27 protein-coding genes and 1 tRNA gene are annotated in these 26,077 nt (G+C 65.8%); 10 read left to right on the top strand and 18 right to left on the bottom strand.

The window, feature by feature from the left end; genetic code table 11:
• Positions 1–33 precede the first annotated feature (33 nt).
• Complete coding sequence (locus tag HH308_RS05625) at positions 34–432, bottom strand: nuclear transport factor 2 family protein (protein WP_170193191.1); 399 nt, start codon at positions 430–432, stop codon at positions 34–36.
• Positions 433–451: 19 nt separating this feature from the next.
• The gene (locus HH308_RS05620; protein ID WP_170193190.1) at positions 452–1,321 is read right to left on the bottom strand and encodes an NAD(P)-dependent oxidoreductase; all 870 of its coding nucleotides are present in this window, start codon (positions 1,319–1,321) and stop codon (positions 452–454) included.
• Positions 1,322–1,817: 496 nt separating this feature from the next.
• On the opposite strand from HH308_RS05620, the gene HH308_RS05615 reads away from it, so the two are divergent.
• A complete protein-coding gene (locus HH308_RS05615; RefSeq protein WP_170193189.1) occupies positions 1,818–2,552 on the top strand; it encodes a cupin domain-containing protein in 735 nt (244 codons plus the stop codon).
• Between the two features lie 18 nt (positions 2,553–2,570).
• Here the strand turns inward: HH308_RS05615 and HH308_RS05610 are convergent.
• Positions 2,571–2,642 (bottom strand) — tRNA-Gln (locus HH308_RS05610).
• 265 nt (positions 2,643–2,907) lie between these two features.
• Between HH308_RS05610 and HH308_RS05605 the strand changes: the two genes are divergently transcribed.
• The gene (locus tag HH308_RS05605; RefSeq protein ID WP_170193188.1) at positions 2,908–3,555 is read left to right on the top strand and encodes an LmeA family phospholipid-binding protein; all 648 of its coding nucleotides are present in this window, start codon (positions 2,908–2,910) and stop codon (positions 3,553–3,555) included.
• Between the two features lie 635 nt (positions 3,556–4,190).
• Here the strand turns inward: HH308_RS05605 and HH308_RS05600 are convergent.
• From HH308_RS05600 to HH308_RS05570, 7 genes are read right to left on the bottom strand one after another with little or no spacing between them, the layout of a single operon-like run.
• Positions 4,191–5,321 carry a DUF3500 domain-containing protein gene (locus HH308_RS05600; RefSeq protein WP_170193187.1) on the bottom strand — a complete coding sequence of 377 codons (1,131 nt, stop codon included), beginning with the start codon at positions 5,319–5,321 and terminating at the stop codon, positions 4,191–4,193.
• 22 nt (positions 5,322–5,343) lie between these two features.
• Positions 5,344–6,744 (bottom strand): acyl-CoA synthetase, encoded by a 1,401-nt coding sequence (locus HH308_RS05595; protein WP_170193186.1) that lies wholly within the window; start codon positions 6,742–6,744, stop codon positions 5,344–5,346.
• On the bottom strand, positions 6,741–7,082 hold the full coding sequence (locus HH308_RS05590) for a cupin domain-containing protein (protein ID WP_170193185.1): 342 nt from the start codon (positions 7,080–7,082) through the stop codon (positions 6,741–6,743). The genes HH308_RS05595 and HH308_RS05590 overlap by 4 nt, the downstream gene beginning before the upstream one ends.
• Before the next feature lie 5 nt (positions 7,083–7,087).
• Positions 7,088–7,915: a fumarylacetoacetate hydrolase family protein gene (locus tag HH308_RS05585; RefSeq protein ID WP_170193184.1), complete on the bottom strand. Its 828-nt coding sequence runs from the start codon at positions 7,913–7,915 to the stop codon at positions 7,088–7,090.
• A 13-nt stretch (positions 7,916–7,928) separates the two neighbouring features.
• Complete coding sequence (locus HH308_RS05580) at positions 7,929–8,369, bottom strand: nuclear transport factor 2 family protein (RefSeq protein ID WP_170193183.1); 441 nt, start codon at positions 8,367–8,369, stop codon at positions 7,929–7,931.
• A gap of 32 nt (positions 8,370–8,401) precedes the next feature.
• Positions 8,402–9,154: an alpha/beta hydrolase gene (locus tag HH308_RS05575; protein WP_170193182.1), complete on the bottom strand. Its 753-nt coding sequence runs from the start codon at positions 9,152–9,154 to the stop codon at positions 8,402–8,404.
• Complete coding sequence (locus HH308_RS05570) at positions 9,151–10,758, bottom strand: FAD-dependent monooxygenase (protein ID WP_170193181.1); 1,608 nt, start codon at positions 10,756–10,758, stop codon at positions 9,151–9,153. The genes HH308_RS05575 and HH308_RS05570 overlap by 4 nt, the downstream gene beginning before the upstream one ends.
• A gap of 100 nt (positions 10,759–10,858) precedes the next feature.
• Between HH308_RS05570 and HH308_RS05565 the strand changes: the two genes are divergently transcribed.
• Positions 10,859–11,551: a FadR/GntR family transcriptional regulator gene (locus HH308_RS05565; protein ID WP_170193180.1), complete on the top strand. Its 693-nt coding sequence runs from the start codon at positions 10,859–10,861 to the stop codon at positions 11,549–11,551.
• A 78-nt stretch (positions 11,552–11,629) separates the two neighbouring features.
• Here HH308_RS05565 and HH308_RS05560 read toward each other — a convergent pair whose 3' ends face one another.
• Positions 11,630–12,385: an SDR family oxidoreductase gene (locus HH308_RS05560; RefSeq protein ID WP_170193179.1), complete on the bottom strand. Its 756-nt coding sequence runs from the start codon at positions 12,383–12,385 to the stop codon at positions 11,630–11,632.
• 243 nt (positions 12,386–12,628) lie between these two features.
• On the opposite strand from HH308_RS05560, the gene glmU reads away from it, so the two are divergent.
• From glmU to arsC, 4 genes are read left to right on the top strand one after another with little or no spacing between them, the layout of a single operon-like run.
• Positions 12,629–14,107: a bifunctional UDP-N-acetylglucosamine diphosphorylase/glucosamine-1-phosphate N-acetyltransferase GlmU gene (gene glmU / locus HH308_RS05555; protein WP_211188195.1), complete on the top strand. Its 1,479-nt coding sequence runs from the start codon at positions 12,629–12,631 to the stop codon at positions 14,105–14,107.
• 46 nt (positions 14,108–14,153) lie between these two features.
• Positions 14,154–15,131: a ribose-phosphate diphosphokinase gene (locus tag HH308_RS05550; RefSeq protein WP_170193177.1), complete on the top strand. Its 978-nt coding sequence runs from the start codon at positions 14,154–14,156 to the stop codon at positions 15,129–15,131.
• Between the two features lie 16 nt (positions 15,132–15,147).
• Positions 15,148–15,456, top strand: a complete 309-nt coding sequence (locus tag HH308_RS05545; RefSeq protein ID WP_170193176.1) for a DUF1905 domain-containing protein — start codon at positions 15,148–15,150, stop codon at positions 15,454–15,456.
• Between the two features lie 25 nt (positions 15,457–15,481).
• Positions 15,482–15,823, top strand: coding sequence for an arsenate reductase (glutaredoxin) (gene arsC / locus HH308_RS05540; protein WP_170193175.1), 342 nt, complete (start codon positions 15,482–15,484; stop codon positions 15,821–15,823).
• Between the two features lie 4 nt (positions 15,824–15,827).
• Here the strand turns inward: arsC and HH308_RS05535 are convergent, their stop codons facing one another.
• Positions 15,828–16,256: a limonene-1,2-epoxide hydrolase family protein gene (locus HH308_RS05535; protein WP_170193174.1), complete on the bottom strand. Its 429-nt coding sequence runs from the start codon at positions 16,254–16,256 to the stop codon at positions 15,828–15,830.
• Positions 16,257–16,468: 212 nt separating this feature from the next.
• Between HH308_RS05535 and HH308_RS05530 the strand changes: the two genes are divergently transcribed.
• The 3 genes from HH308_RS05530 to HH308_RS05520 are packed head-to-tail and all read left to right on the top strand — an operon-like array spanning position 16,469 to position 18,776.
• Positions 16,469–17,086 (top strand): 50S ribosomal protein L25/general stress protein Ctc, encoded by a 618-nt coding sequence (locus HH308_RS05530; protein ID WP_170193173.1) that lies wholly within the window; start codon positions 16,469–16,471, stop codon positions 17,084–17,086.
• Between the two features lie 24 nt (positions 17,087–17,110).
• On the top strand, positions 17,111–17,677 hold the full coding sequence (gene pth, locus HH308_RS05525; protein WP_170193172.1) for an aminoacyl-tRNA hydrolase: 567 nt from the start codon (positions 17,111–17,113) through the stop codon (positions 17,675–17,677).
• A gap of 43 nt (positions 17,678–17,720) precedes the next feature.
• Complete coding sequence (locus tag HH308_RS05520) at positions 17,721–18,776, top strand: beta-ketoacyl-ACP synthase 3 (RefSeq protein ID WP_170193171.1); 1,056 nt, start codon at positions 17,721–17,723, stop codon at positions 18,774–18,776.
• Positions 18,777–18,864: 88 nt separating this feature from the next.
• Here the strand turns inward: HH308_RS05520 and HH308_RS05515 are convergent, their stop codons facing one another.
• The 6 genes from HH308_RS05515 to HH308_RS30655 all read right to left on the bottom strand — a co-directional run bounded on the left by HH308_RS05515 (position 18,865) and on the right by HH308_RS30655 (position 26,061).
• A complete protein-coding gene (locus HH308_RS05515) occupies positions 18,865–19,347 on the bottom strand; it encodes an SRPBCC family protein (RefSeq protein ID WP_170193170.1) in 483 nt (160 codons plus the stop codon).
• A 2-nt stretch (positions 19,348–19,349) separates the two neighbouring features.
• Positions 19,350–19,703 (bottom strand): ArsR/SmtB family transcription factor, encoded by a 354-nt coding sequence (locus HH308_RS05510; protein WP_170193169.1) that lies wholly within the window; start codon positions 19,701–19,703, stop codon positions 19,350–19,352.
• A 63-nt stretch (positions 19,704–19,766) separates the two neighbouring features.
• Positions 19,767–20,945, bottom strand: a complete 1,179-nt coding sequence (locus HH308_RS05505) for a lipid-transfer protein (RefSeq protein WP_170193219.1) — start codon at positions 20,943–20,945, stop codon at positions 19,767–19,769.
• A complete protein-coding gene (locus tag HH308_RS05500) occupies positions 20,939–22,966 on the bottom strand; it encodes an acetoacetate--CoA ligase (RefSeq protein ID WP_211188192.1) in 2,028 nt (675 codons plus the stop codon). The genes HH308_RS05505 and HH308_RS05500 overlap by 7 nt, the downstream gene beginning before the upstream one ends.
• A gap of 63 nt (positions 22,967–23,029) precedes the next feature.
• Positions 23,030–25,786, bottom strand: coding sequence for a winged helix-turn-helix domain-containing protein (locus HH308_RS05495; RefSeq protein WP_170193168.1), 2,757 nt, complete (start codon positions 25,784–25,786; stop codon positions 23,030–23,032).
• A gap of 50 nt (positions 25,787–25,836) precedes the next feature.
• Positions 25,837–26,061: an SDR family oxidoreductase gene (locus HH308_RS30655; RefSeq protein ID WP_281362932.1), complete on the bottom strand. Its 225-nt coding sequence runs from the start codon at positions 26,059–26,061 to the stop codon at positions 25,837–25,839.
• Positions 26,062–26,077 lie beyond the last annotated feature (16 nt).

Raw genomic sequence — 26,077 nt, 5'->3', positions numbered from 1 at the left:
GTGAGTAATGGTGGGTGATCAGTCGGTCGGTGATCAGACGGTCGGGGGCTTCACGGTCGGCTGATATCCGATCAGCGACCACGACTCGTCGTGGCGAACCCATACCGCCATCGCCGCGTTGGCGAGCGTCTTTCGCACTCCGCCGGCGGTGATGTCGGCGTTCATTTCACCGATGACCACCGCTGTGTCACCGGACACGATGATCCGGTCGATGGGATGGTCGATCCGGTGATACTCATAGAAACCCGACCGCAGCTTGTCGACGTAGCTGTCGAGGGTGTCGACCACGGCATTGGAATGGGTGTAGGCGAGTTCGGGATGCGCCAGTGCGACGAAACGTTCGACGTCGCCGTCGACGACTGCCGCGTAGCGCTCGGCCTCCAATCGACGGATCGTCGAAATATCGTGTGCGAGTGCCGGTTCGAGTGTCATTGCGTTTTCCTGCGATGGTTCAGACGTGGGCGTCGACGAGGTTGGCGGACGTCGCTGCGACCTTGTGTTTCAGTACTGTCAGCACTTCGGCCATGTCGGCGCTCGCAAAGCCGGTGGACACCGCGTCGGTCAGGACGTCGTTGGCGGCTCGGGCACCGGGAAGGTCGAGTCCGTGTCGGTCGGCCAGTTCCAGCGCAAGCGTCAGGTCCTTCTGAATCAAGGACACCGGCGCCGCGACTGGCGTCGTGCTGGGCGAGAGGAAGGCATCACGCTTGTAACCGACGTATGGGGCTCCCACCGCGCCTGCGCTCAGGATGTCGTAGAAGGAGTCGAGGTCGAGTCCGCCGTGCTCCGCGATCAGCAGGCCCTCGGCGATCGCTTCGCTGAGACCGGCCAGAACTGTGTTCACCGCGAGTTTCGCGATCGAGCCGGCACCCACCGGACCGGCGTGGAACTGCGCGGCGGTCATCGCGGCCAGGATCGGCTGGATGATCGCAAACTGCTGCGCCGATGCGCCGACCATCGTGGTGATCGCAGCCGACTGCGCCATGGCGACGCTGCCCGACACCGGCGCGTCGATGATCTGCGCCGCGGATCGTTCGGCGAGATCACGCACGACGTCGGGGCCGACGGTGCCCATCACCACGTGCAGGTGATCCGCGGGAGCGTCGCAAAGTCCGTCCGACACGAGCTGCCGGGTGGTCGGGCCGTTCGGCAGCATGCTGATCGACACCGGGCCGCGGGCCAGTTCCGCCGGCTCGACCAGGCGGACCCCGTCGGGGATGTCCGAAGCCGCGGGATCGAAGGCGAAGACACTGTGCCCGGCCGCCACGAGGTTGGCTGCCATCGGATATCCCATTCGGCCGAGGCCTGCAAACCCGATCTGCATCGGTACTCCCTTCCGGTCGTGCGCCACCGGATGTGACGCGCATTACTGTGTTAAGTATGATGGAACAGTGTTCACTGCTTGTCAAGTGTCGGTGTACGTAGTGTTCGAAAGGGCCGTGTCTGGCCAGTTGGTTGAGTAGTGCCGCCTCTCCCGCTGGTTGAGCCGGGCCGATCCCCCGTTGGTTGAGTAGTGCCGCCTCTCCCGCTGGTTGAGCCGGGCCGGAGCGCAAGCGCAGGCCCGTGTCGAAACCACGTAAGTCGACGACGTAGGCCCACCAAATACCTTGAGACAGTGATGGATTGGACTCAGAGTGGTTTCGACTCGCTGCGCTCGCTCAACCGACGGAGTAGGCGTTCACGCTGAAACCAACGAACACCCTCCGCTCCCCTAACCACGAGGAGAAGCACCCAATTGAACGGCATCACTGAACACCCAAGTCTGCTACCGTCGACATAGTGTTCAGCAATACTTTCGCTGGAGTGAACAGGAGTTGGTGATGCACGACGACATCGGCCCGCTGCTGCGCCGCGCACGGTCGGCGCGGGACGTCAGTCTGCGCGGTCTCGCGGCCGCCGCCGGCATTTCGGCCAGCCAGCTGTCGCAGATCGAGACCGGTAAGTCCATGCCATCGGTCAGTACGCTGTACTCGCTCGTCACCCACTTGGGGATCTCGCTGGACGAACTTCTCGGCATCGACGACCCCACTACCGTCGACGCACCCGTTCCCACCGACGAAGGCCTGCGCGGCGCGCCGGTCATTCAGCGGGGCGCCGACAATCCCGTCATCGAAATGAGTGATGGCGTCCGCTGGGAGCGACTCGCGACCGACCCTCAGTCGGATGTGGACACATTGCTGGTGACCTATGCTCCGGGGGCCGCCAGCTCAGCCGACCGGACGCTGATGCGCCACGAGGGAACCGAGCACGCCTACATACTGTCGGGCGAATTGACTCTGCTCATCGACTTCGAACGCCACTCACTCACAGCTGGCGACTCGCTATGTTTCGACTCGACGAGGCCGCATCTCTACGTCAATCAGGGCACCACGCCGGCTAACGGCGTGTGGTTCGTCTCCGGTCGGCGCGAACGGGTCAAGGCACGCGACTGGGTCGCACACCAACTGGGTGAACCGGCGCAGCAGTCCGCGAAGGTCACCAACGCCGCCAATGTGCTGGGGCTGTTGGCGAGTGCGAAGGTCGGCAACGGTGCGCCGACGTCGTCACGCGAGTAGTGAAAACTCGCGACCAAGCTCCGCCACCAGGACTCGAACCTAGAATGCCTGAACCAAAATCAGGAGTGTTGCCGATTACACCATGGCGGAATACTGCGGTGACGATTGTGCCATACGCCCCTGGCAGACACGCAAACGCATTCGCGCATCGTGACTGAGAGCCGCCGCCTCGTCTCCTGGTCACTGGAAAACTACACAGCGGCGACGCCTACGGCAGATAGTGGAGGCATGAGCTCATCCCCGCAACGCGCCGACGATGGCTGACCGGTGGCCACGACCCGGCGCTGACTGGTGGCAGCGCCTGGGCGCCTCGATGGACGTAGCGCCACGTTTCGCGAATCCAGCTCGATGGGGCGTGCGCTCCCCTTTGGAATCGCTCATCGAGGCGGTCTCGGGAACCCTGCTCGACCGGCGGATCAGCACCTCGGTGGGTGGTAAGCCGATGGCGTTCACATTGTCGTCGGTCAACGCCAAGCTGGACCCGTTCGCGTCGACGCTGGGCCAGGCCGACCACGTCACTCTCAACGCGCGCGACGTCGAGTACGACGGCCTGCATATTGCGCGTGCGCAGGCCACTCTGCACAACGTGCACACGCGCGTCGGCATCAGTCCGGTTCTAGTCACCGCGCCCGTCGACGTGACGTTCATCGGAGATTGGACGCAAGTCGACGACCTGGTCCACCGGTACACCGGCGCGGTCACGGTGAGCTCGGCCGACGCACGCACCGCGACCATCGCCTCGACGCACCATCCACTGCTGGGCATGGTCGACGTCGAGGTCGCCGCCGAGAACGGTCGGCTCAGAATCCGTCCCGTGGAGCTTCGATGGCGGGGCCGGCGAGTGGCGATCTCCCGCCGACTCCCCCCGCTCCCGGTCCCGACGAATCTGGGCTCGAACGCACGCCTTCGTGAAGTGCGGGTCGAGCAGGACGAAGTGCACGTGGTGGTGCGCTTCGACCAATGGCGGGTGGACTACCCGCGACTGTGGAGCTTTGTGCGCTAGGACTTGCGCCGTTCGATGCTGGTTGAACCGCAGCCCCCACCCACCGGTTGAGCCGGACCGAAGCGCAAGCGAAGGCCCGTGCCCGCCGGTTGAGCCGGGCCGAAGCGCAAGCGAAGGCCCCACCCGCTGGTTGAGCCGGGCCGGAGCGCAAGCGGAGGCCCGTGTCGAAACCTCTGCGCCACAACCAGTTTCGCACCGTCGAGCTTCACCGACATCGTCGAACCTCAACCCGAGTCACATGCGCACCACGAGCAACTACGATCCGTTGGTTGAGCGAGGCGAAGCCGAGTCGAAACCTCTCCGTGCACCGACAAGGCAACGTGCCCACACCCAGCTCCGGACTCGCCGAAGTCGTTGTGTCACCGCGAGATTCGGTTTCGACTCGCTGCGCTCGCTCAACCAGCGGAGGGAAACGCCCGCACAACCAGCGGAGGGAAACGCCCGCACAACCAGCGGAGGAAGCACCCGCACAACCAGCGGAGGAAGCACCCGCACAACCACAACGACCCGCGGTCAGTCCCTCGGGCTGCCGACCACGTAGATCACCTGCCCCGACACCCATGCACTGCGGTCGCCCGCGTTCATCTCGGTCTCGATGAACCCCGACGTCGACAGGTAGTCGAGACATCGTCCGGCTACTCCAGTCCCGGGTCGCTCTCCGCACTCGACACCGAACGACTCACCAGATGAGCCCGACCCCACTTGGTGTCTTTGCCGCCCTGCGCCGCGAGGATACCGAATGCGAAGTCATTGTCGAGGTCACGCAGGACCGAGTGCAGATGATTGCCGCCGGCTACCGCATTCACCGCTTCGATCAGGTACCGACCGCTCTGCACCCGGAAGTAGTGCGGCGCTCCGCGGGTATCGGCACCCGCCCACGCGAAAAAGATGCCGTCATCCCCATCGGCGTCGAGCTGACGCCGATGGCGCTCACCGGCGTCGCTGGGCAACCGCTCCAGATAGCAATCGACCAACGATCGCAGCATCGTGCGCTGCTCACCGGACAAGTCGGCCGCGGCGATGCCGGCCGGGCGGTCTCGGACGAATTTGAGCACGATTCGGTCCGCGTCGCTGATCGTGTAACCGGGCATGCCGAGGTCGTAGTGATCCGGATACTCGTACGCCCCGACACGCGGCACCTGCCGGGTGACGAAGTCTGCCGGGGCGATGTCGTGGATCACAGCCCGCGCACGCTGCTCCTCGGTCATCGAGCTCAACAGCGCGAACGCGAGGTCTTCATCGTCGGCGAGCGGCTTGAGCACACCGTCGTATTCGGTTGGCTGTGCACCCAGCGCCATCGGCGTGGCAGCCACCCACCGCTCGTCGACGACCGTGAGATTGACGCACACATGATGCCCCAGAAACCGCAGCGTCCACGTGTCCTCGAAGCCAGGCCGACCGAAGAACGTGAGGAAATACGAGTCCGAACTGCGCCAGCTCTGCAGCGCCGGTCCGAGAAACTCGTACTCGTAGTCACGAAGTACATGCTCGAGCTGAGTGATTCCGAGGATCTTGGTGAACGTGCGCAGCGGCACCGCCAGCCGAATCATGTCCCAGACCAGTACCCGCTGATGACGGTCCAGCAGGTGCAGCGGCACACCGGTTCGATCCGGCTTGGGAATGATGTCCCAGTTCAGTCTGCGCGGATCTGCGAAATCGTCGACAACCGCCAGCCGCCGCTGCTCGGGGCTGAAGGTGTCGATCACGCCCATCGCCGTGACCAGAAGTTTGTTCGCCGTCGTCGGCGCCTCATACAGTTCAAACATTTCGATTGTTCCGATCTGGTTCTCAGTTATCGTTCTCCGTGCGGAGCAGACGTTTTTGCACCTTGCCCATCGCATTGCGCGGCAACGATTCGACGCGCCGGATCTCCCGCGGCCGCTTGTGCACGGAAAGCGTGGACGCGACGAAATCCGACAGTTCGCCCTCGGTTACCTCGTCGCCGACGACGTACGCGACGATCCGTTGACCGAGATCGGCGTCGGGCACGCCTATCACCGCGGCCTCGGCGACCGCGGGATGCGCGCGCAGCGCATGCTCGACCTCGCCCGCGCCGATGCGGTATCCGCCCGACTTGATCAGGTCTACCGATTCGCGTCCGACGATGCGGTGAAATCCGTCGGGCCCGATGACGGCCATGTCACCGGTCTTGAACCAGCCGTCGGCGGTGAACTCCGACTCCGTCTTCGACCGGTTGTTCAGGTACCCGTCGAACAGCGTCGATCCGGTGATCTGCAGGTGCCCGACGGACTCGCCGTCGTGCTCGACGTCGTGTCCGGCATCGTCGCGCAGTCGCGACGAGACACCGGCGATCGGTACCCCCACCCAGCCGGGCCGACGCTCACCGTCGGCCCGGGTGCTGACGGTGATCACCGTCTCGCTCATCCCGTAGCGCTCGATCGGCTCGTGGCCGGTCAGATCGGCGAGTCGGCCGAACACCGGCGTCGGCAGGGGCGCACTGCCCGACACCAACAACCGTGCCGACGTGAGCGCTCGCGCTGAGGACTCGTCGGCGCATACCCGCGACCACACCGTCGGAACGCCGAAATAGAGTGTGCCGCCGGCTGCGGCATACGCCGGTGGCTTCGGGCGCACCGTGTGAATCAGTGGCGATCCGTGTCGCAGTGCTCCGATCACTCCGAGCACGAGTCCGTGCACGTGGAACAGCGGAAGTCCGTGAACCAGTGTGTCGTCAGCCGTCCACTGCCACGCATCGGCGAGACCGTCGAGGCTGGCGGCGATGGCCCGGCGAGACAGCACGACACCTTTGGGAGCGCCGGTGGTCCCCGACGTGTACATGATCAAGGCCGCCGACGCCGGATCCGGCTCGGTCGACGGCGCTGGCGCCGCAGCCCGGACGTCGACCTGCACGGCTGGCATCGACACTCCTTCGATCTGCGTGCCGAGTAGCAGCTGTGCGCCCGAATCGGCCAGGATGTGCGCGCGTTCGGTCGGACCGGAATCGGGCGGCAGAGGCACCGCCGGCACACCCGCGAGTAGGCAGCCGACGGTCGCGACCACGGTCTCGATCGTCGCGGTCGCGTCGATGGCGACCGCCGACGCACCGCTGACCTGCGCTGCAACCGCTGCCGCCGCCGACAGCAGCTCACCGCGATGCAGCGTGTCGGATCCGACTGTGACGGCGGGTCGGTCGACGACATCGGTCAACGATGTGAGCAGCACGGTCATCGCTTACTCCTGATCACGATCATGGACGCCGGCTCGTCGGTCTCGTTCCGGACACTGCGCGCGGCGCCTGCCGGGAAGTGGACCGAATCCAGCGGCCCGAGCCGGACGATGTCGTCGCCGCTCTCGAAGGTCAGTTCACCGGAGACCATCACGTACACCGTCTCCGCCGGTTGCGCAGCCGTGTCGGCTGCCCCGCCCGACTCGTAGTTCGACAGCACCACCGTGAATCCGTCCGTCGGCGACGACTGGTCGCCCTGCAGTCGCATAGGGACGACGCCGTGATGCCCCGACGAATCGAACCGTTCGGCGTCGCCGACCCGAGTCACTCGCATCGACATGGCACTCACCGGACCACCGATCGTTCGGCGATGGGCGTCCGGACCGAGGCGATCCCCTCGACACTGACTTCCACCTCGTCGCCGGGCTGCAGGAACCGAGGAGGTGTCCGCGCATACCCCACGCCCGACGGTGTACCGGTGGCGACCAGGTCACCGGGTCGCAGGGTGAACGTACGGCTCACGAACGACAGAATGTCGCCTACGCTGAAGATCATCATGTCCGTAGTCGAGGACTGCACGACTTCGCCGTTCACCCGGCACACCACCGCGCGACTGCCGAGCTCCCCGACCTCGTCGGCGGTGACCAGATCTGACATCGGACCGCTGCCGTCGGCATTCTTGCCGATGGTCCACTGGGTGGTGAGTTTCTGGGCACGCCGGGCGGTGATGTCGTTGAACGCGGCGTAGCCGAACACCGCCTTCGCCGCCTCTGCGGGGTCGGCGACCGAGATCGGCTCGGCGACGGCGACCAACACCTCCGCCTCCCAGTCCAGGCCTTGCTCATCGACCGGCGCCGCCACTGGCGTGCCACCGACGGTGAGGGACGTGGTCCACCGCCCGAAGATCGTCGGGTGATCGGGCACTTCGAACGGGCCCTCGGCGACGTGTTCGCGGTAGTTGAGGCCGACGCAAAGTACCCGCGCCGACGGCGTCACCGGTGGCGCCAGCTGAAGCGAGTGCACAGGCACCCGCTGGGTGATCGAACCCGCGGCGGCAACTGCCGCTCGCGGGTCCGTCCAAAACTCCTCGACCGGCCCCAACGGGATCAGGTCGTCCCCGTCACGCGCTCCGACGTGCACCGATCCACCCGATTCGTATCCGACGATTCGCATCTGCGTCCTCCGCTCAGTTGCCGTACGCGGCGGCGCACCAGCCACCGGGCGTCGCACCGTCGACGCCGATGGTGCGCCGGTCGATCAGCCAACGTCCGTCGGTCTGCTTGACGAAACGGTCGGTCCACGACCCCCAGTGGTCGGGGGCCGCCTGGTCGGTGATGGCGATGTACATCGTGACGACGTCTGCCGCGGTGTCACCGTCGAACTCGATGTCGAGGGTCGTCGCGTGGTGCCGGATGAAGGTCGGGCCGTTTCCTTTGACGACTTTCGCCATCTCGTGTGCGCCGACCTCACGTCCGTCGGGGAAAGTGATCCGCGCCGTCGGCGTGTATAGCACGGACATGCCGGCGAAGTCTGCGTTCTCACGTGCCATGTTGCAGTAGCGGTGCATCACCGCGGTGATGAGACTGCGGTCGTGCGGGCGTGCTTCATTCAAACTGCTGGCGGACATACTGTCTCCTTCGTGATCTGTTGTTGTTGTGGTCATGCCAGGTGGCTACGCAGAAACGCAGCGGTGATGGCGATCATCGTCGGGCTGTCGAAGCGAGGATCCTCGTGGCCGGCACCGCCGAGCGTGACGAGCGTCGACTGTGCCCCGGCCCGGGTGAGCGCCTCGTGGAATCGGCGACTCTCGTCGATCGCGACGATCTGATCTCGATCGCCGTGCACGATCAGGTGCGGCGGTGCGTCTGCGCGCACGTGGTTGATCGGGCTCGCCGCGCGCACACGCTCCGGGGTCGCGTTGCTCAAGAATCCTTGCTCGGGACCGGGCGGCAACAGAGATGCCTCCAGCGGACTGCGCGCGGCGACGGCGCCGATGTCGCTGAACCCGAACCACGAGACGACGGCGGCCACGTCGATATCCGCGTCACCGTCGGACCCGAGCGCGGTCAGCGTCGCCAGCACCGCACCGGCCGAGGCTCCCCACAGACCGATGCGCCCGTCGGTCCCGACGTCGGCTCGGTGCCCACGCACCCAATCGATCACCGCACGCACGTCGTCGACCTGCGCCGGAAAGACCGCGTGCGGCACCAGTCGATAGTCCGGTACGACGACGGTCAGGCCGTGCGCGGCAAGCGACTGGACCCGGCTCGCGTCCGTCGCCCGGTCGCCGACCGCGAAGCCACCACCGTGCAGGTAGATGACGATGCCCGCGCCGGGTTCGCCCGGGTAGACGTCGCAGAGCAGCGCTCCAGCGTCGTACTCGACATAGGCGTGAGTCCGCACGGTCGTCACACCGCCACGGTGGTCGGGGCGGGCAGCTGGTGCAGCAGGCTGTCGACCAACGCGACGAGACCCTCGGCGTCGTCGGCGAGCCCGAAAACGTACCCGTCTGGGCGGGAGAGCAGTGCCTGCGCCGAGTGGGCGGCGAAGTAGTCGCGATAGGTTCCGTCGACATCCACCGCATCGGACCCCAGGCGGACCCGGATCACGCCGAGATCGTCCAGCCGCGCGAGCTGTTCGACGCTGAGCACGTCGTCGATCGGCAGGGTGGAGATCAACTGGAAGCCGTATCCGACGATGTCGTCGATCAGTTCGGAACGACCATTCATCGCGACGACGCCCTGCGGAGCGACCTCGCCCGACTGCGGCGGATAGTCGCCGTCGGACTGCCGAAGCTGAATGCCGTCGCGCAGCGGTGGGATCGGCGGCGTGACGTTACCACCGGTCACAACGAGATACGCATCCCGTTCGGCGGCGCTGTCGAGCGTCTCGGGGTTGATCATCCGAAACGCCGCGTACGAACCCTCCACGAAGAATCGCCCCTGCGCCAGCCGTTCGGCGGCATAGGTGTCGAGGATCGCGGCGTCGGCGCCGTCACTGAGCACGAAGTCGAGCTTCCACGCGAGGTTCGCCGCGTCCCGCATCGCTGTGCACGCACCCTGGCCCATGTACGGGGTCATCGCGTGGGCCGCATCGCCGCCGATGAAGATGTTGCCACGTCGCATCTCGGTGGCGATCTGGCTGCGGAACCGGTAGAGCTTGCGGCGGGTCTGCCGGACGCTCGAGCGTGGGATGCCGACCCGAGATTCCAAGAATTCGAGCCCGCGTTCCTCGGTGAGTTCGTCGGTCATATCGGTTCCGTCGATCACGCGGACGTCCGTGCGCACGCGGCCGACGCCGTTGGGAGCGTAGAAATAGGGCTGCTCGAACTTCAGGTCGAAGTACACTCGCTGCTCCAGGTTGTTCGCCAGCGGCTCGACGACGTCGTAGTCGGTGAGGATCCACTGGTCGTCGTGCACGTGCAGCACGTCGAGTTCGATCCCCAGCTGTTCACGAACGAAACTGCTCGCGCCGTCCATACCCACCACGTACCGAGCGGATACCCGCTCGGTCTCACCGTCGGCGGTGCGCGCGACCACGTCGTACCGGGTCTCGTGCGGTCCCGTCGGTACGCCACCGACTCCGTTCGTCGGGCTTTCGGCGCCACCGGCCTCGACGATCTCCTCGACGGTCCGTCCCCACCGCACCTCGATATTCGGGTACTCCGCGATGCGGTGCGCCATGGCCGCCTCGATATTCGGCTGGTGCAGCGACAAGTGCGAATAGTGGCCGGCCCGTTTGTAGTCCCAGTCGAAGTGCCCCTTCAACTCACCATCGGCACCCCACAACTCGACGAAGGTCTCCGGCAACGACTCGGCCAGCGCTTCGGCCGGGTCGGCGGCGTGCTGGAGCAGTCGCGCCACCTCACCGTCGAGCGTGCTCATCCTGGGCAGTGAGTACGGCTCCGGGAACTTGTCCAATGCGACGATTCGATGCCCACGTTGGCCGAGCAGCGACGCGAGCATCGCCCCTGCCGGACCGAACCCCACGATGGCGACGTCGACTTGTGAATCCATGACACTCTCCTTGCTAAAACACCCGAACCTTTAGTGTTGTTAGACGTAAGTTTCGCCACAATTCCGCCCTTCTGTCAAGCGAATCACTTAAACTAGTCGGGTGTTTTCCGTACCGCTGACCCGCGCCCAATCGCTGGCCGCCGAGATCGAGGGCTGGATCGTCGACCGTTCATTACGCCCCGGCGATCGCATCGCCACCATGGATGAGCTGCGCGAACAGACCCGACTCGGGCGCGCGAGCATCAGCGAGGCGGCACGACTGCTGGCCGAGCGCGGGACCGTCGACGTCCGACCGGGTCGCGGTGGCGGTCTGTTCGTCGCACAATCGGGCACCGTCGTCCAGCTCCGCCACACGCTGCTGTCGGTGTCCTCCGACCCGCAAAGCGTTGCCGACGCCGTGGTAGTGCGTGACGCGCTGGAGGAGGCTGTCGACGTCGACGCCGCTGAGCACTGCACGGCGGGCGACGCCGCCGATCTGTATCGGATCGTCGCCGACATGGAGCGCCACGCCTCCGACCGGGAGAGCTTCCTGCGCGCCAACTGGACATTGCATCGGCGGATCGCCGAGATCACCCGCAACACCTTCGCCAAAGGCGTCTATCTCAGCGCGATGGCGCACGTCGAGGGACTGCCGAGCCAACCGGATCGCGATACGGCCGCCGACGACTCCGGTTACCTCCACGAACGCGTCGACGTACATGTCGAACTGGTGCGGGCCATCACCGCCAACGACGCCGCGCGAACCAAGCGCGCCGTCGCCGCACATCGTGCGGTCAGCACGCAATCCACATAGCTCCAACCCAGCACACAGCAAAGAACCCGAACGCTTGAGGCGTTCGGGTTCCGAGCAATTCGCTGGGACGACTCGCGATCAGTCCTTCGGGCCGCCTGCCACGTAGACCACCTGGCCCGACACGAAGCCGGCACCCTCGCTGGCGAAGAACGACGCGGTGTGCGCGATATCTTCCGGTGCGCCAACACGATTCACCGGAATCTGGGCAGCACTGAACTTCTTGAACTCCTCGAATTCGACGCCCATGCGCGCCGCGGTCGCGGCGGTCATCTCGGTCTCGATGAATCCCGGAGCGATCGCGTTCGCGGTCACGCCGAACTTGCCGAGCTCGATCGCCAGGGTCTTGGTGAAGCCCTGCATACCCGCCTTGGCCGCCGAGTAGTTGGCCTGCCCGCGGTTGCCCAGCGCCGACGTCGACGACAGGTTGACGATGCGGCCCCAGCCGGCGTCGACCATGTGCTTCTGGCATGCCTTGCTCATCAGGAACGCGCCGCGCAGGTGCACGCCCATCACGGCGTCCCAGTCGTCGACGGTCATCTTGAACAGCATGTTGTCGCGGATGATGCCCGCGTTGTTGATCAGGACGGTCGGTCCGCCGAGTTCGGCGACGACCTTCTCCACGGCGGCCGCGACCGACTCCTCGTTGGACACGTCGGCGCCGACGGCGATGGCCTTGCCGCCTGCCTCGTTGATCGCGGCGACGGTGCCCTCGCAGGACTCCGCGTTCAGGTCCAGTACGGCGACGGCCATGCCGTCCGACGCCAGGCGCTTGGCCACGGCCGCGCCGATTCCGCGGGCGGCACCGGTGACGATGGCTACTTTCTTAGCGGTCATCTCGTTCAATCCTCTTCCAGGTTCGGGGTGACGGTTCACCGCGGCAACCACGTTCAACCGTTGCAACCACGATGAGTGAGTAAGATCCCACTCGTTCTTAGCACTTGCTCAGTTCACCTCGTTCGGGCAGGTCGGGTTACTCGCAAGTTGGGTTGCACGCCGGGTCTTGCGTAGGATCGCCACCGTTGCATGTCGTACACGCACGTCGCAACACCAACCACAACATCTCGGCGGAGGTCATTGATGACGACGGGTCACGGCACTCACAACGACCCCTCCACACCGTCGGCGACCGCGGTCATCGTGCTCGCGGCCGGCGCGGGCACCCGGATGAAGTCCAAGACGCCCAAGATCCTGCACGAGATCGGTGGCCGCTCGCTGGTCGGGCATGCCCTGCACGGCGCGGCCGACCTCGTCCCGACGCATCTCGTCGCCGTCGTCAGTCACGAACGTGACCGCGTCACCGCCGCGATCGACGTCATCGCGGGCCAGATCGGCCGCGAAGTCCTCATCGCCGACCAGGACCTCCCCCGCGGCACCGGCGACGCCGCCCGCGTCGGACTGTCCGCCCTCCCCGACGACTTCGACGGCACCGTGCTGGTCACCGTCGCCGACGCTCCCCTCCTCGACGGCCCAACGCTGCGCGCGCTCCTCGACGTCCACACCGCCGGACCCGCCGCCGCGGTCACCCTCACCAGCTTCGTCGTCGACGACCCCACCGGCTACGGCCGCATCGTCCGCGAGGCCGGGGCCGTGAGCGCCATCGTCGAACACAAGGACGCGTCCGACGAACAGCGGGCCATCACCGAGGTCAACGCGGGCATCTACGCATTCGACGCCGCGGTCCTGCGCGAGGCGCTCACCCAGATCTCCACCGACAACGTCCAGGGCGAGTTCTACCTCACCGACGTCGTCGAGATCGCCGTCGGCAAGAGCCTTCCGGTGCGCGCCTTCATCGTCGACGACCCCGCCGTCGTCGCCGGCTGCAACGACCGCGCGCAACTCGCCGAGCTCGGCGCCGAACTCAACCGGCGCATCATCCGCCGCCATCAGCTGGCGGGCGTCACCGTCGTCGACCCGGCGACCACCTGGATCGACGTCGACGTCGCCATCGCCGAAGACGTCCGCATCGAGCCGGGCACTCAACTGCACGGCCGCACGGTCATCGCGTCCGACGCGGTGATCGGCCCCGACACCACTCTCACCGCCGTCGTCGTCGGTGCGGGCACCAGCATCGTCCGCACCCACGGCAGCGGGGCCGTCGTCGGCGCCGGCGCCAGCGTGGGACCGTTCGCCTTCCTGCGCCCGGGAACGTACCTGGGCGACGACGGTAAGATCGGCACGTTCGTGGAGACCAAGAACGCGCAGATCGGGGCGTCGACCAAGGTGCCGCACCTGACCTACGTCGGCGATGCGGTGATCGGCGAACACACCAACGTCGGGGCGTCGAGCGTCTTCGTCAACTACGACGGCGTCAACAAACATCAGACGGTGATCGGCTCGCACTGCCGCACCGGTTCGGACAACATGTTCGTCGCGCCGGTGACAATCGGCGACGGCGCCTACACCGGCGCCGGTACGGTGGTTCGGCAGGATGTCCCGCCGGGCGCATTGGCCGTCTCCGCGGGCGAGCAACGCAACATCGAGAACTGGGTGCCGCGCAAGCGTCCCGACACGACTTCTGCGGCCGCCGCCCTGGCGGCCCAGCAGACCGACGCCTGAGCGCGCCGCCACTAGTTTCAACCCGCTCACACCAGATTGAGGAAAGATGACCTGGACCACCGACAACCAGAAGAACTTGATGCTGTTCTCTGGCCGTGCCCACCCGGAGCTCGCCCAGGCCGTCGCCGACGAGCTCGGCGTGAAAGTCACCCCGCAGACCGCGCGTGACTTCGCCAACGGCGAGATCTTCGTCCGGTTCGAAGAGTCGGTCCGCGGCTCGGACGCCTTCGTCCTGCAAAGCCACCCCGCGCCGCTGAACACTTGGTTGATGGAACAGCTCATCATGATCGATGCGCTCAAGCGCGGCTCGGCCAAGCGCATCACCGCGATCCTGCCGTTCTACCCCTACGCCCGCCAGGACAAGAAGCACCGCGGCCGCGAGCCCATCTCGGCGCGTCTCGTCGCCGACCTGCTCAAGACCGCCGGCGCCGACCGCATCATCACCGTCGACCTGCACACCGACCAGATCCAGGGCTTCTTCGACGGCCCCGTCGATCACATGCACGCCCAGGGTCAGCTCGCCGACTACGTCCGTGAGCACTACGGCACCGACAACATCTGCGTCGTCTCCCCCGACTCGGGTCGCGTCCGTGTCGCCGAGAAGTGGGCCGACGCCCTCAACGGCGCGCCGCTGGCGTTCATCCACAAGACCCGCGACCCGCTGGTGCCCAACCAGGTCAAGTCCAACCGTGTCGTCGGTGAGGTCGAGGGTCTGACCTGCGTGCTGATCGACGACATGATCGACACCGGCGGCACCATCGCCGGCGCCGTCCGCGTCCTCAAGGACGCCGGAGCCGGCGACGTGATCATCGCCACCACCCACGGCGTGTTCTCCGATCCGGCCGCCGAACGGCTGGCCAACTCCGGCGCCAAGGAGGTCATCGCGACCAACACGCTGCCGATCGGCCCGGAGAAGCGGTTCGCCAACCTGACGGTCCTGTCGATCGCTCCGCTGCTCGCTCAGACCATCCGTGAGGTCTTCGAAAACGGCTCCGTCACAAGCCTTTTCGACGGCAGCGCCTAGTCTCTCCGCAACCTAGATGATTGCGCGGTCCACGCCGAACGGCACCTTCGACGCCGCGGTGTGGACCGCGCAGTCCACCGGGGCCTGGCATTTCGTCTCGCTGCCGACCGAACTGGCCGACGAGATCTCCGATGTCGTCGACCATTCCCGCCCCGGCTTCGGATCGGTGCGGGTATCTGCCCGCATCGGCGAAACCACTTGGGCCACTTCGATTTTCCCCGACGCCAAGCGCAGAACCTATGTGCTGCCGGTCAAGAAGGCGGTGCGCACCGCCGAGGGCATCGTCGAAGACGACGTCGTGACCGTGCACATCGACCTCGGGTAGCCCAGACCGAGTAGGCTCACCGACCGTGGACGCAACGATCTATCACAACCCCCGCTGCTCGACGTCGCGCAAGACTCTCGACCACCTGCGCGCGTCCGGAATCGAACCGACCGTCGTGAAGTACCTCGACGAGGGCTGGACTCGCGAGCAGTTGGTCACCCTCTTCGCCGACGCCGGGCTCACCGCCGCGCAGGCCGCCCGCAAGCGCGAACCCCTCTACAAGGAGTTGAACCTCGCGGAGGCGTCGGAGGACGAGATCATCGACGCGATGCTCGCCCATCCCGTACTCGTCGAGCGTCCGTTCGTGGTGACCGACAAGGGCGCCCGACTGGCACGCCCGCTCCAGAACGTCGACGAGGTGCTGTAGGCGATCACCCCTTGAGCGGCGGCAGCACCCGCGGAAAGGCCAGCGCGACGACGCCGCGTACCAACGCCTTGGTGCAGTCGAAGAAGTCGAAGTAGTCCCGCCACACCACAATCCGGCCGTCGCTGATCTCGAACCGGCCGCACACCCAGAACTGCAAGCGCAGCGGACCGATGGTCAGCTCGTCGATCCGCTCGGTGAGCACGACGTCGCCGTCGGCCGCCGCGTTGAGCATGCGGTAGTCGAAGTTCGACCATTTCGTGTTCAGCAGCCGCATCACCGAGGCGAATCGCTTCTTGCCGCGGACCGTGGGCAGCCCGACATTCGAATAGACGATCGCGTCGTCGACGCTCTCCAACGCACCGTCGATGTCGAGGCCGGCGAGGCGGTCGAGAAAGCGGTCGGTGATCAGGTCGAGCGCAGTGGTGGAGGTCATATGCCACGGTAACGCGTCCGGCTCGAATTGCCTGGCCGCCGTCGGATCGACTAGTCTGGTCCGCGTTGTCTCGGCGAGGGTGAACTGTCAGGTCACCGTTATCGGCGCGGCTCAGTATTTCCGACGTCGTCGTACGTCGAAAGCCCGGAAACGGGACTGATCTGCCTCCCTCGTCGCCGACCGGCGTCACATCACGAGGAGAGAAGATCGCAATGGCTTCCAAGGCCCCCCAGCTCGCAGTCACCACTCGCACCGAGACCGGCAAGGGTGCGGCTCGCCGCGCTCGTCGCGCCGGCAACATCCCGGCCGTCCTGTACGGCCACGGCACCGATCCCGTGCACCTCTACCTGCCGACCAGGGAGTTCGCCGCGATCCTGCGTAACAACGGCACCAACGTCGTCATCGAGCTCTCCATCGAGGGCAAGTCCCAGCTGGCGCTGACCAAGCAGATCGACGTTCACCCGATCCGCGACTACATCCAGCACACCGACCTGGTGATCATCAAGCGTGGCGAGAAGGTCACCCTGGAGATCCCCGTCGTCGTCGAGGGCGAAGCTCAGGGCGGCACCCTGGTCACCCAGGATGCGAACACCATCGAGGTCGTGGCCGACGCTATGTCGATCCCCGAGCAGATCACCGTCTCGGTCGAGGGCGCCGAGGCAGGCACCTCCATCAAGGCCGCCGATCTCGAGCTGCCCGCGGGCGTCGAGCTGACCGCTGATCCGGAGACCCTCATCGTCGCCGTCAACGAGGCTCAGGCCGCCGCGACCGACGACGAGGCCGACGCCGAAGGCGATGAGGCCGACGCTGAGGGCGACGCCGCGGAGTAGTCCTGCGGCTATCCGTATATCACGATGAAACTGATTGTCGGACTTGGCAATCCGGGTTCACGCTATGAGCGGACCAGGCATAACGTCGGCGCACTGGTCGCCGACGGCCTGGTCCGTTCTGCTGCGCAGAACTACAAGGTGCACAAGAAGTCCGGCGCCGACGTCGCGACCGTGACCATCGCCGGGCAATCCGTCCTCGTCGCACGCAATCGCAATTACATGAACGAAGCCGGCAACCATATCGGCCCGCTGGCGAAGTTCTACTCGATCGCTCCGGCGGACGTGATCGTCGTGCACGACGAACTCGACATCGATTTCGGCGCCGTCCGCCTCAAGCAGGGCGGGGGCGAGGGCGGCCACAACGGGTTGCGCTCGATTTCGGCGGCGCTCGGAACCCGCGACTATCTGCGTGTCCGGCTCGGCATAGGGCGGCCGCCCGGTCGGCAGGATCCCGCCGACTTCGTGCTCAAACCCTTCCCTCCCGCGGCGAAAGCCGACGTCGAATTGCTGATCGCGAATGGTTGTGACGCTGCCGAACTCTTGGTCACGCGCAGCCTGACCGATGCCCAGAACACCGTGCACGCCTGGTAGACATTTCGAGAGAACACGTTCACTCACCGTGAGGATCTGATCGATGCCACTTGCCACTACCGTCGGACGCCCCAATGTCGCCATGTTGGGAATCGGTGCCTACCGGCCCACGCGAGTGGTGTCCAACGACGAGGTGTGCGAGGTACTCGACTCGACCGATGAGTGGATCTTCGAGCGCAGCGGCATCCGCAATCGCCGGTGGATCAGCGGCGACGAGTCGGCGCGGACCATGGCCGTCGCCGCGGCCGAGCGCGCCATCTCCAACGCGGGCATCGCGAAAGAGCAAGTCGGCGCGCTGATCCTGGCCACCGGCAGTTGGAAGACCAAGATCCCGCACGGCGCGCCGGTAGTCGCATACGACCTCGGGATCAACGGCATCCCCGCCTACGACATCGCCGCCGGCTGCGGCGGCTTCGGGTACGGCCTGGGCATCGCCGCCGACACCGTCCGGTCCGGCACCGCCGAGTACGTGCTGTTGATCGGCGTCGAGACGATGTCGGTCGTGATGGACCCCACCGACCGCAACACCGCCTTCATCTTCGGCGACGGCGCGGGCGCGGTGATCGTCGGACCGAGCGACGTCAACGGAATCTCCCCGACGGTGTGGGGCTCCGACGGCGAGAATTCCGCAGCCATCGCGCAGAACTACGACATCCCCGAGTACATGGATCGCGCCCAGGATTACCAGAATCGCGACGCCGCAACCGATCCCGTCGGGCGGATGGTCGTGACCATGGAGGGGCCCCGCGTATTCCGTTGGGCGGCAATCACATTGCCGAAGGCGCTCAGCGCCGTCATCGAACGCTCCGGCGTCGACAAATCCGACATCGAGGTGTTCATCCCACACCAGGCCAATGCCCGCATCAACGAGTTGATGGCCCGCAATCTCGGTCTCGCCGACGACATTCCGATCGCCAACGACATCGAGAACACCGGCAACACGTCGGCCGCGTCGATCCCGCTGGCCATGGAGGAGATGCTGGTCAGCGGCAAGGCGACCGGCGGTCAGACCGCGTTGCTGCTGGGCTTCGGCGCCGGCCTGAGCTACGCCGGGGCGGTCGTGACTCTGCCGCCGGCCCCGACGGTGACGAGTCTGTAGCCGCGAATTCGAAAGTTACCTACAGCGCAGTCGGCGAGCACGACAGTTATCGTCGTGCACCCCGTTCAACTGTGGGTCGCTCTCCCGCTCAAACAGATTCCGCGATCTCGGCGTACCGCTGGAGATACAACGGCCAGCCCGCGTCGTTCCCGACGCCGCCCGCGACGGCCTCCCACCCCTCGCCGTGCCGATCGAGGTGCCGATGCTCTAGGTCGACGCGGGTGCGCTCGTCGCCTTCGGCGGTGAACGTCACCTCCACCTCACTGGTCTTCGACGCATCCGTCTCCACCTGCCACGTCGGCCCGATGTCCCAGCTGAACACGACGCGGTTGGGCGGATCGAGTTCCAGTACGCGTGCCCATCGACAGATCGTGCCGTCGGTGCCGCGGTCGTAGATGTAACCGCCGACGCGAGCCTCGAAGACGGTGTCCTCGATCGGCACCGCCATGATGTTGTGCTCACGCGGCTTGAAATCACCGAAGCGCTCGGTGAACACGCGATACGCGAGATGCAGGGGCGCCGCGACGGTGATGGTCTTGCGGACGGTGGTGTGTGGTGTCGCCTGAGTCATGATCAATCCTTTTGCTGCCGTTGACTTTTCGCATATCTCTCGGCGGCCGCTTCGGCCTCGACGATCCGTTGGTACGAGTCCAGCACACTCGTCCAGAACCGGTCGATCTCATCGCGCAGGACGTCGAGTCCCGCGCGGTCGAGCCGGTAGAAGCGGCGTGTTCCCGCCGCGTGATCACTGACCAATCCCGCCGACCGCAGCACCCGAAGGTGTTGCGACACGGCAGGTCTGCTGATCGGCAGCCCCGACGCCAACTCGCCCACGGCACACGGACCGCGGGCGAGTCGTTCCAGAATGCTGCGGCGGGTGGGATCGGCGACCGCCGCCCACACGTCGTCAGATTGGTAAGCAGCCACGAACGGTAAGTTACTACTTACCGAAGGTGGCGTCAATGCTCGCCGCAGATGCTCACAGACAGATCACGACACCTTCTCGTACAAGGTCACGACTGCCGCGCCACCCAGTCCGATGTTGTGTTGCAACGCCAATCGCGCACCGTCGACCTGTCGCGGCCCGGCCTCGCCACGTAGCTGCCAGGTCAGTTCGGCACATTGCGCCAGGCCGGTCGCGCCCAGCGGGTGGCCTTTCGAGAGCAGCCCACCGGAGGGATTCGTCACCACCCGCCCGCCGTAGGTGTTGTCGCCGTCCCGGATGAACTTTTCCGCGGTGCCCTCCGGAGTCAGCCGGAGGGCTTCGTAGCTGAGGACCTCGTTGGTGGTGAAACAGTCGTGCAGCTCGACTACGTCGAGGTCATGCGGGTCCACGCCGGCGGTCTCGTAGACGTCGTCGGCGGCGCGGCGGCTCATCCCCGCGCCGACCAGTTCCATCAGCGACCCACCGAAGGTGTCGGCACGATCGGTCGTCATCGCCTGCGCGCGGATCACGACGTCGGTGCGCAGGCCGTGTCGGCGCGCAAAGTCACCGCTGGTGACAATTGCCGCGGCCGCTCCACACGTCGGAGGACAACATTGCAGTCGAGTCAGTGGACCGAAGACGGGCGGGGCCGCGAGCACCTGCGCGGCGGTCAGTTCGTCGCGGAACACCGCGTACGGATTGCGCGCCGCGTGCCTGCGCGACTTGACCGACACCTCGGCGAATGTCTCCGGAGCCATCCCGTAGCGCTGGGCGTACTCGGTGCCCGCACCGCCGAACAGCTGCGCCGCGAACGGGGCGTCGCTCACCCCGTTGCTGCCTTCGGCAACCGTCATGAAGTCCGCGAACGGGCTCGGCCGGTCAGGCCATTTGATTGCCAGCGCGCCACGCTCCATCTGTTCGAATCCGAAGGCCAGGACGCAGTCGGCGCCGGCGGCGATCGCCTGGCGGGCCAACCAGAGCGCCGACGACCCCGTCGAACAGTTGTTGTTGACGTTCACGACCGGGATTCCGCTGGTACCGACGCGATACAGCGCGCGCTGACCACTCGTCGAATCTCCGTAGACGTATCCGGCGAAGGCTTGTTGCAGTTGCTCGAATGTCACTCCGGCGTCGGTCAGCGCGGCACGCACCGCAGCTGCCGCCATGACGTCATATGGTTCGGACCTGCGCGGCGTGGCGAACGGGACCATGCCGACGCCCGCGACGACGATGTCTTTCATGATTTCTCCAACTCATAGTCGCTGTGCCGACTGCCGAACTCGACGTAGAAATCGAGCGCGGCCGGGTCGGCCATCGAGTCTCGGTTGGCCGCCTTGGCGACCGGTACGCCGAGCAGCAGTTTGCGCACCGGCACTTCCATCTTCTTGCCGGTCAACGTGTACGGGATGTGATCGACACGGTAGACACGATCGGGAACGTGCCGCGGGGAGTTCTCCGCGCGCAGCCGCTCGGCGATGGTGTTGATGAGAGCGTCGTCCACGTCGACGCCGGACGCCGGTTTCACGAAAAGCGGCATGAAGAACCCTCCACCGGGGAGGTTGAGGCAGACCACCAGGCTGTCGTCCACCTCGTCGAGTGCCTCGACGGTCCGGTACACCTCGGCGGTGCCGATTCGAACACCGAACCGGTTCAACGTCGAATCGGATCGACCGTGGATCTGACATTCACCGAGGTCGTTGATGGTCAGATGATCTCCGTGCGTCCAGACGCCGGGGAACTCGTCGAAGTACGACGCGCGGTAGCGCGCCCCGTCGTGATCGTTCCAGAAGTACAGCGGCATCGACGGCATCGGCTGGCGGACGACCAGCTCGCCGACCTCGCCGATCATCGCTCGGCCATCCTCGGAGTAGGCATGAACGTCGGCGCCGAGCGTTCGACACTGAATCCAGCCGGCGTGGACCGGTAGCGTCGGTGCTGCTCCGACGAAGGCCGACGCGATGTCGGTGCCACCGCTTTGCGATGTCAGCCAGATGTCGTCGTGGATGTTGGCATAACACCACGCCATCGCCTCGGGGCTGGCCGGCGATCCGCCGAGCATGATGCCGGAGATCTTCGACAGGTCGTATCTGTTCCGGGGCGAGATACCTTCCTTGTCCATCAAGCCGATGTAGCTCGGGCTGGTGCCGAAGAAGGTGGTGCCCGTCTCGGCGGCCATCCGCCACAGGGCGTCGGGGTCGGGATGGGTGGGATTGCCGTCGTAGAGCACCGCGGCGGCCCCGGTCAACAACGACGATACGACGATGTTCCACATCACCCAGCCGGTGGTGCTGAAGAAGAACATCGATTTTCCCGGCCGTAGGTCGAAATGGAAATGCAGCAGTTTCGACATTTCGAGAGTGATACCGCCGTGACCGTGCACGATCGGCTTGGGCAATCCGGTGGTGCCCGACGAATAGACGATCCAGAGCGGATGGTCGAATTCCGTTGGCGTGAAGCTGAAATCGGGCCGATCGACGTCGGCGGGCGCCAACTCGCTCCAGAGCACCGACGCGGCGGACGTCGCGACGGGCGCCGACGCCTCGTCGAGATAGGGAACGTGGACATACCATTGCAGATCCGGCAACGCGTCGACGATGCCCGCGGTCTCGACTCGGCGATCGAAGTCGCGACCGCCATAGCGATACCCGTCGGCGGCGAACAACACCTTCGGCCCGATCTGCTGAAATCGGTCGAGCACGCTGTGCTGGCCGAAGTCGGGCGAGCAACTCGACCAGATCGCACCGACCGCGGCGGTCGCGAGCAGCGCGACCACCGCCTGTGGAGAGTTCGGCAGATAGGAGACAACGCGATCACCCGGTTCGACACCGGCACCGCGCAGCCAACTGGCCACGCAGCGCACCTGACGCCCCAGTTCGTCCCAGGTCAGCGACCCGGCGCCGGCTGCTTCGGAGCGGAAATGGATCGCCGTCTCGCCGGGCCGCGCGCGACGCAGAATCTGCTCGGCGTAGTTGATCTGTGCGCCCACGAACCATTGCGCGCCGGGCATCACGGGATTGGTCAGCACCGCTGAATACGGCGTCGGCGAGGTGAATCCGAAGTAGTCCCACAGTGCTTCCCAGAAGGCGGCGATATCGTCGACCGACCACTGCCACAGCTGCGGGTAGTCGGCGAGATCGACACCGCGCTCGGTACGCAGCCAGTCAAGGAGTCTCGTCACGTTCGACGCCTCGGCGAACGCCGCGCTCGGAGTCCACAACAAGTCGTTGTCGTTCACCATCGCCGTCCCTTCCACACTGTGATTCATGTGATAACTGTCACCTGAGCGGGGCGAATAGGCACCACCCGTCGGAGTGGCGCTCGGTGCCCGTCAGTCGATCAATGCGCGGCGGCGCGCCTCGGCGACCGCTTCGGCACGGCTGGTGACGCCGAGCTTGGTGTAGATGTTCTTCAGGTACCACTTGACGGTGTTGAGTTTGATACCGAAACCCCGCGCGATCGCACTGTTGGGCATGCCGCGTTCGAGGAGTTTGAGGATGTCGATCTCCCGTCCGTTCAATTGCTCCTCGGGCATCGCACGACGCTTGCCGTGGGCCGGCGCCACCGCAATCGCATTCGACGCCGAGACCTGCGTCGACGTCACCAAGGTCCGCAGGTAATCCGCGGACATCGCGGGCACGTCGTCGACGTGTCGGCCGACCCGCTGACTGTCGAGCAGGTCGCCGAGAACACGGGCGATCGCCGGACCACCGTCGACGATCGTCCTGATCAGGCCGACACGGTTGCCCACGATCACGGCGGGCGCCAAGATCCGGGCGGCGTCGTCACGGTCGGCGACGCTGACGACCTCGGCCAGCGCGACTCGTGCCGCCATCTCCTCATACGGCCAGGGCGCGGCTCGCGCCTCGTCGAGACGCGCCGCCGCCACCTTCGTCGCGCCATCGATATCCCCTTGGGCGAGAAGCAGTTTCGTGCGCATCGCGAGCTGGCTTCGCCGGATGGATAGAACGATCCCATTCGGCGGAGAATCCGCGGACGCGGCCGCCACCACGCCGAAATCGACCTGGTTTCTGGTCACCACATCACGTGCGCCGGCCAGATCGCCCATCATCACCAGCAGCGTGGTCAATTCCTGATCGGCAGCCGACGCCAGTCTCGGCAGCCGCAGTTTGCCTGCGACCTTGCGCGCGTCACCGAGCAATTCGATTGCACCACTGTAGTTTTCGCGCAACGCTCTGATGCGCGCCATCGTCGTGTAGGTGAGGATCATCAGGTCGGCCACGCCGCCTTCGACGCCCAACAGCAGACATTCCCCGATCAGCGTCTCGGCCGCGTCGAGATCGTCCCGCTCGTAGAGCAGGATGCCCAGCTGCCCCGCCGCGAGTCGCTGAGCATAGGTTCCCGAACCGCCGTTCTGGGTGGCGATGGCCACCGCGTCGCGGTAGTTACGTTCGGCCGCGTCGAGGTCCAGGCGTGCGGTCTCAGCCAAACCGACGAAGCATTTCCCGTACACCGGCGCGAACGCACCGGGATTGAGTTCCTGGAAGCCGCTGACCGAACGCTGTGTCGCGCGAACCTGCTCGTAGCGAAACGTGTGCAGATCGACGAAAGACAGCAGATTGGCCGCACCGGCGACCACGAATGGCCGAAAGTCGTTGGGGTGCTCCAAGATCGGGGCGGTCAGCCGCCGGACGCGATCGATTCGGTCGCCGTAGACGTCGATACAGGCGGCCAGCAGGTCGGTCTCCACCGACACCGCGGCCGGCGGATCGTCGGCGAGAGAGCGAGCGCGCACCAGTGCGAGATCCGCCTCGTCGAGGCGGTGCAGTAGGCAATAGGCCCACGCGATCGCCATCTGCAATGTGGCCCGGGCAGCAACGATCCGTCCGGGCAGTTTGTCGACGAGGCCGAGCAGGGTGGCCATGCGGCTCTGTTCGACGAACGCCATCGCGCGCTCCTCGACGAGGTCGGCCGCCCGTTCGGGTTCGCCCGCGACCAATGCGTGATCGACGGCATCGGACAGGTGGCCGTGCTCGGCGAACCAGACAGATGCCACCCTGTTCAGTTCGGTGACCCGCTCCGGGTAGTCGCGCTCGAGTCGACGCCGTAGATATCCGGCGAACAGGTGGTGATAGCGGTACCACACGTCTTCGTCGTCGAGCGACACCAGAAAGAGGTTTCGGCGCCGCAGTTCGTCGAGCATCGCGCCCCCATCGCGGTGGCCGCTCACCGCGGCCGCCAGCGACGCGCACAATCGATCGCAGATCGACGTCGTCAACAGGAAATCGAGCAGCTCCGGCGAAAGCGAATCGAGCACCGCCTCGGCGAGGTATTCGCCGATGGAATGATGTCGTCCGCTGAAGCCCGCGATCACCGCGGCCGGATCACCGCTATTCCGCAGCGACAGCGTCGCCAGTTGCAGCGCCGCGACCCATCCGTCCGTCGTCGCCCACAGGGCTTGGACGTCGTCGTCGGCGAGCGTCAGCGCGTTCATCTCCCGGAGAAAAGCGCTTGATTCGCGTCGGTCGAACCGGAGCTGGCGAGCGTCGATCTCGGTCAGTCGACTGCGTACCCGCAGCGTGGCGACCGCGTGCATCCTCGTGCGACTGGTGACGATGACGTTCAGATTGTCCGGGCAGAAGTCCAGCAGGTACTCGAACACGTCGGTGGTGGCGGCATCGTCGATCAGATGCCAATCGTCGATGACGACCGCCAACGGCCGACCGTCGTCGACGATCTGCTCGATCAGCCCAGCCATGACCGCGCGCACGCCATCGCCGGAATGCTGTTCCAGAATGCTGATCAGACCCGAACCGAGTGACGCCTGCGCACGGGTGATCGCGGCGATCAAGTCGCGGACGAACCACACCGGGTTGTTGTCGTCACGATCGATGCTCAGCCACCCGACGGCGACACCCTCGCTGCGCAGCTGGTCTTGCCACTGCGCGGCGAGGGTGCTCTTGCCGAATCCGGCCGGGCCGTGAATCACGGTGAGCGGGTTGGTCCGTCCGGTTGCCAGCGCATCGAGCAGTCGCTGACGTCGCACGAGTCCGCGACGAGTCATCCGGGACTCGAACTTCGTCGACGCCTGCGGCTGATCTCCCACACCCTCACCCGGACCTGACATTCACCACTCACTCATCTAGAAGAAACTCTCAGGGTACGGATCGGCGGAGCCTACGCCGCCGTCCAGCCGCCGTCCACCGGGAGTTCCACGCCGGTGATCCACGACGATGCGTCGGAGACCAGAAATTGCACGGCGTTGGCGACGTCGGTGATCTCCTTCATGAATTCCACCCCCGCGTTGTTGGCCAGCCCGCCGGCGAGCGCCGCGCCGATCCCCCGGGCACCGCCGGTGATCAGGGCGACTTTGCCATCGAGGCGGAATACGTTGTCAGACAATGGTTTTCTCCTTCTG

Source organism: Gordonia asplenii, assembly GCF_012933505.1.
Lineage (GTDB): Bacteria > Actinomycetota > Actinomycetes > Mycobacteriales > Mycobacteriaceae > Gordonia > Gordonia asplenii.
The sequence above is the reverse complement of the archived record's forward strand: the minus strand, read 5'-3'. Positions and strand labels throughout refer to the sequence as shown.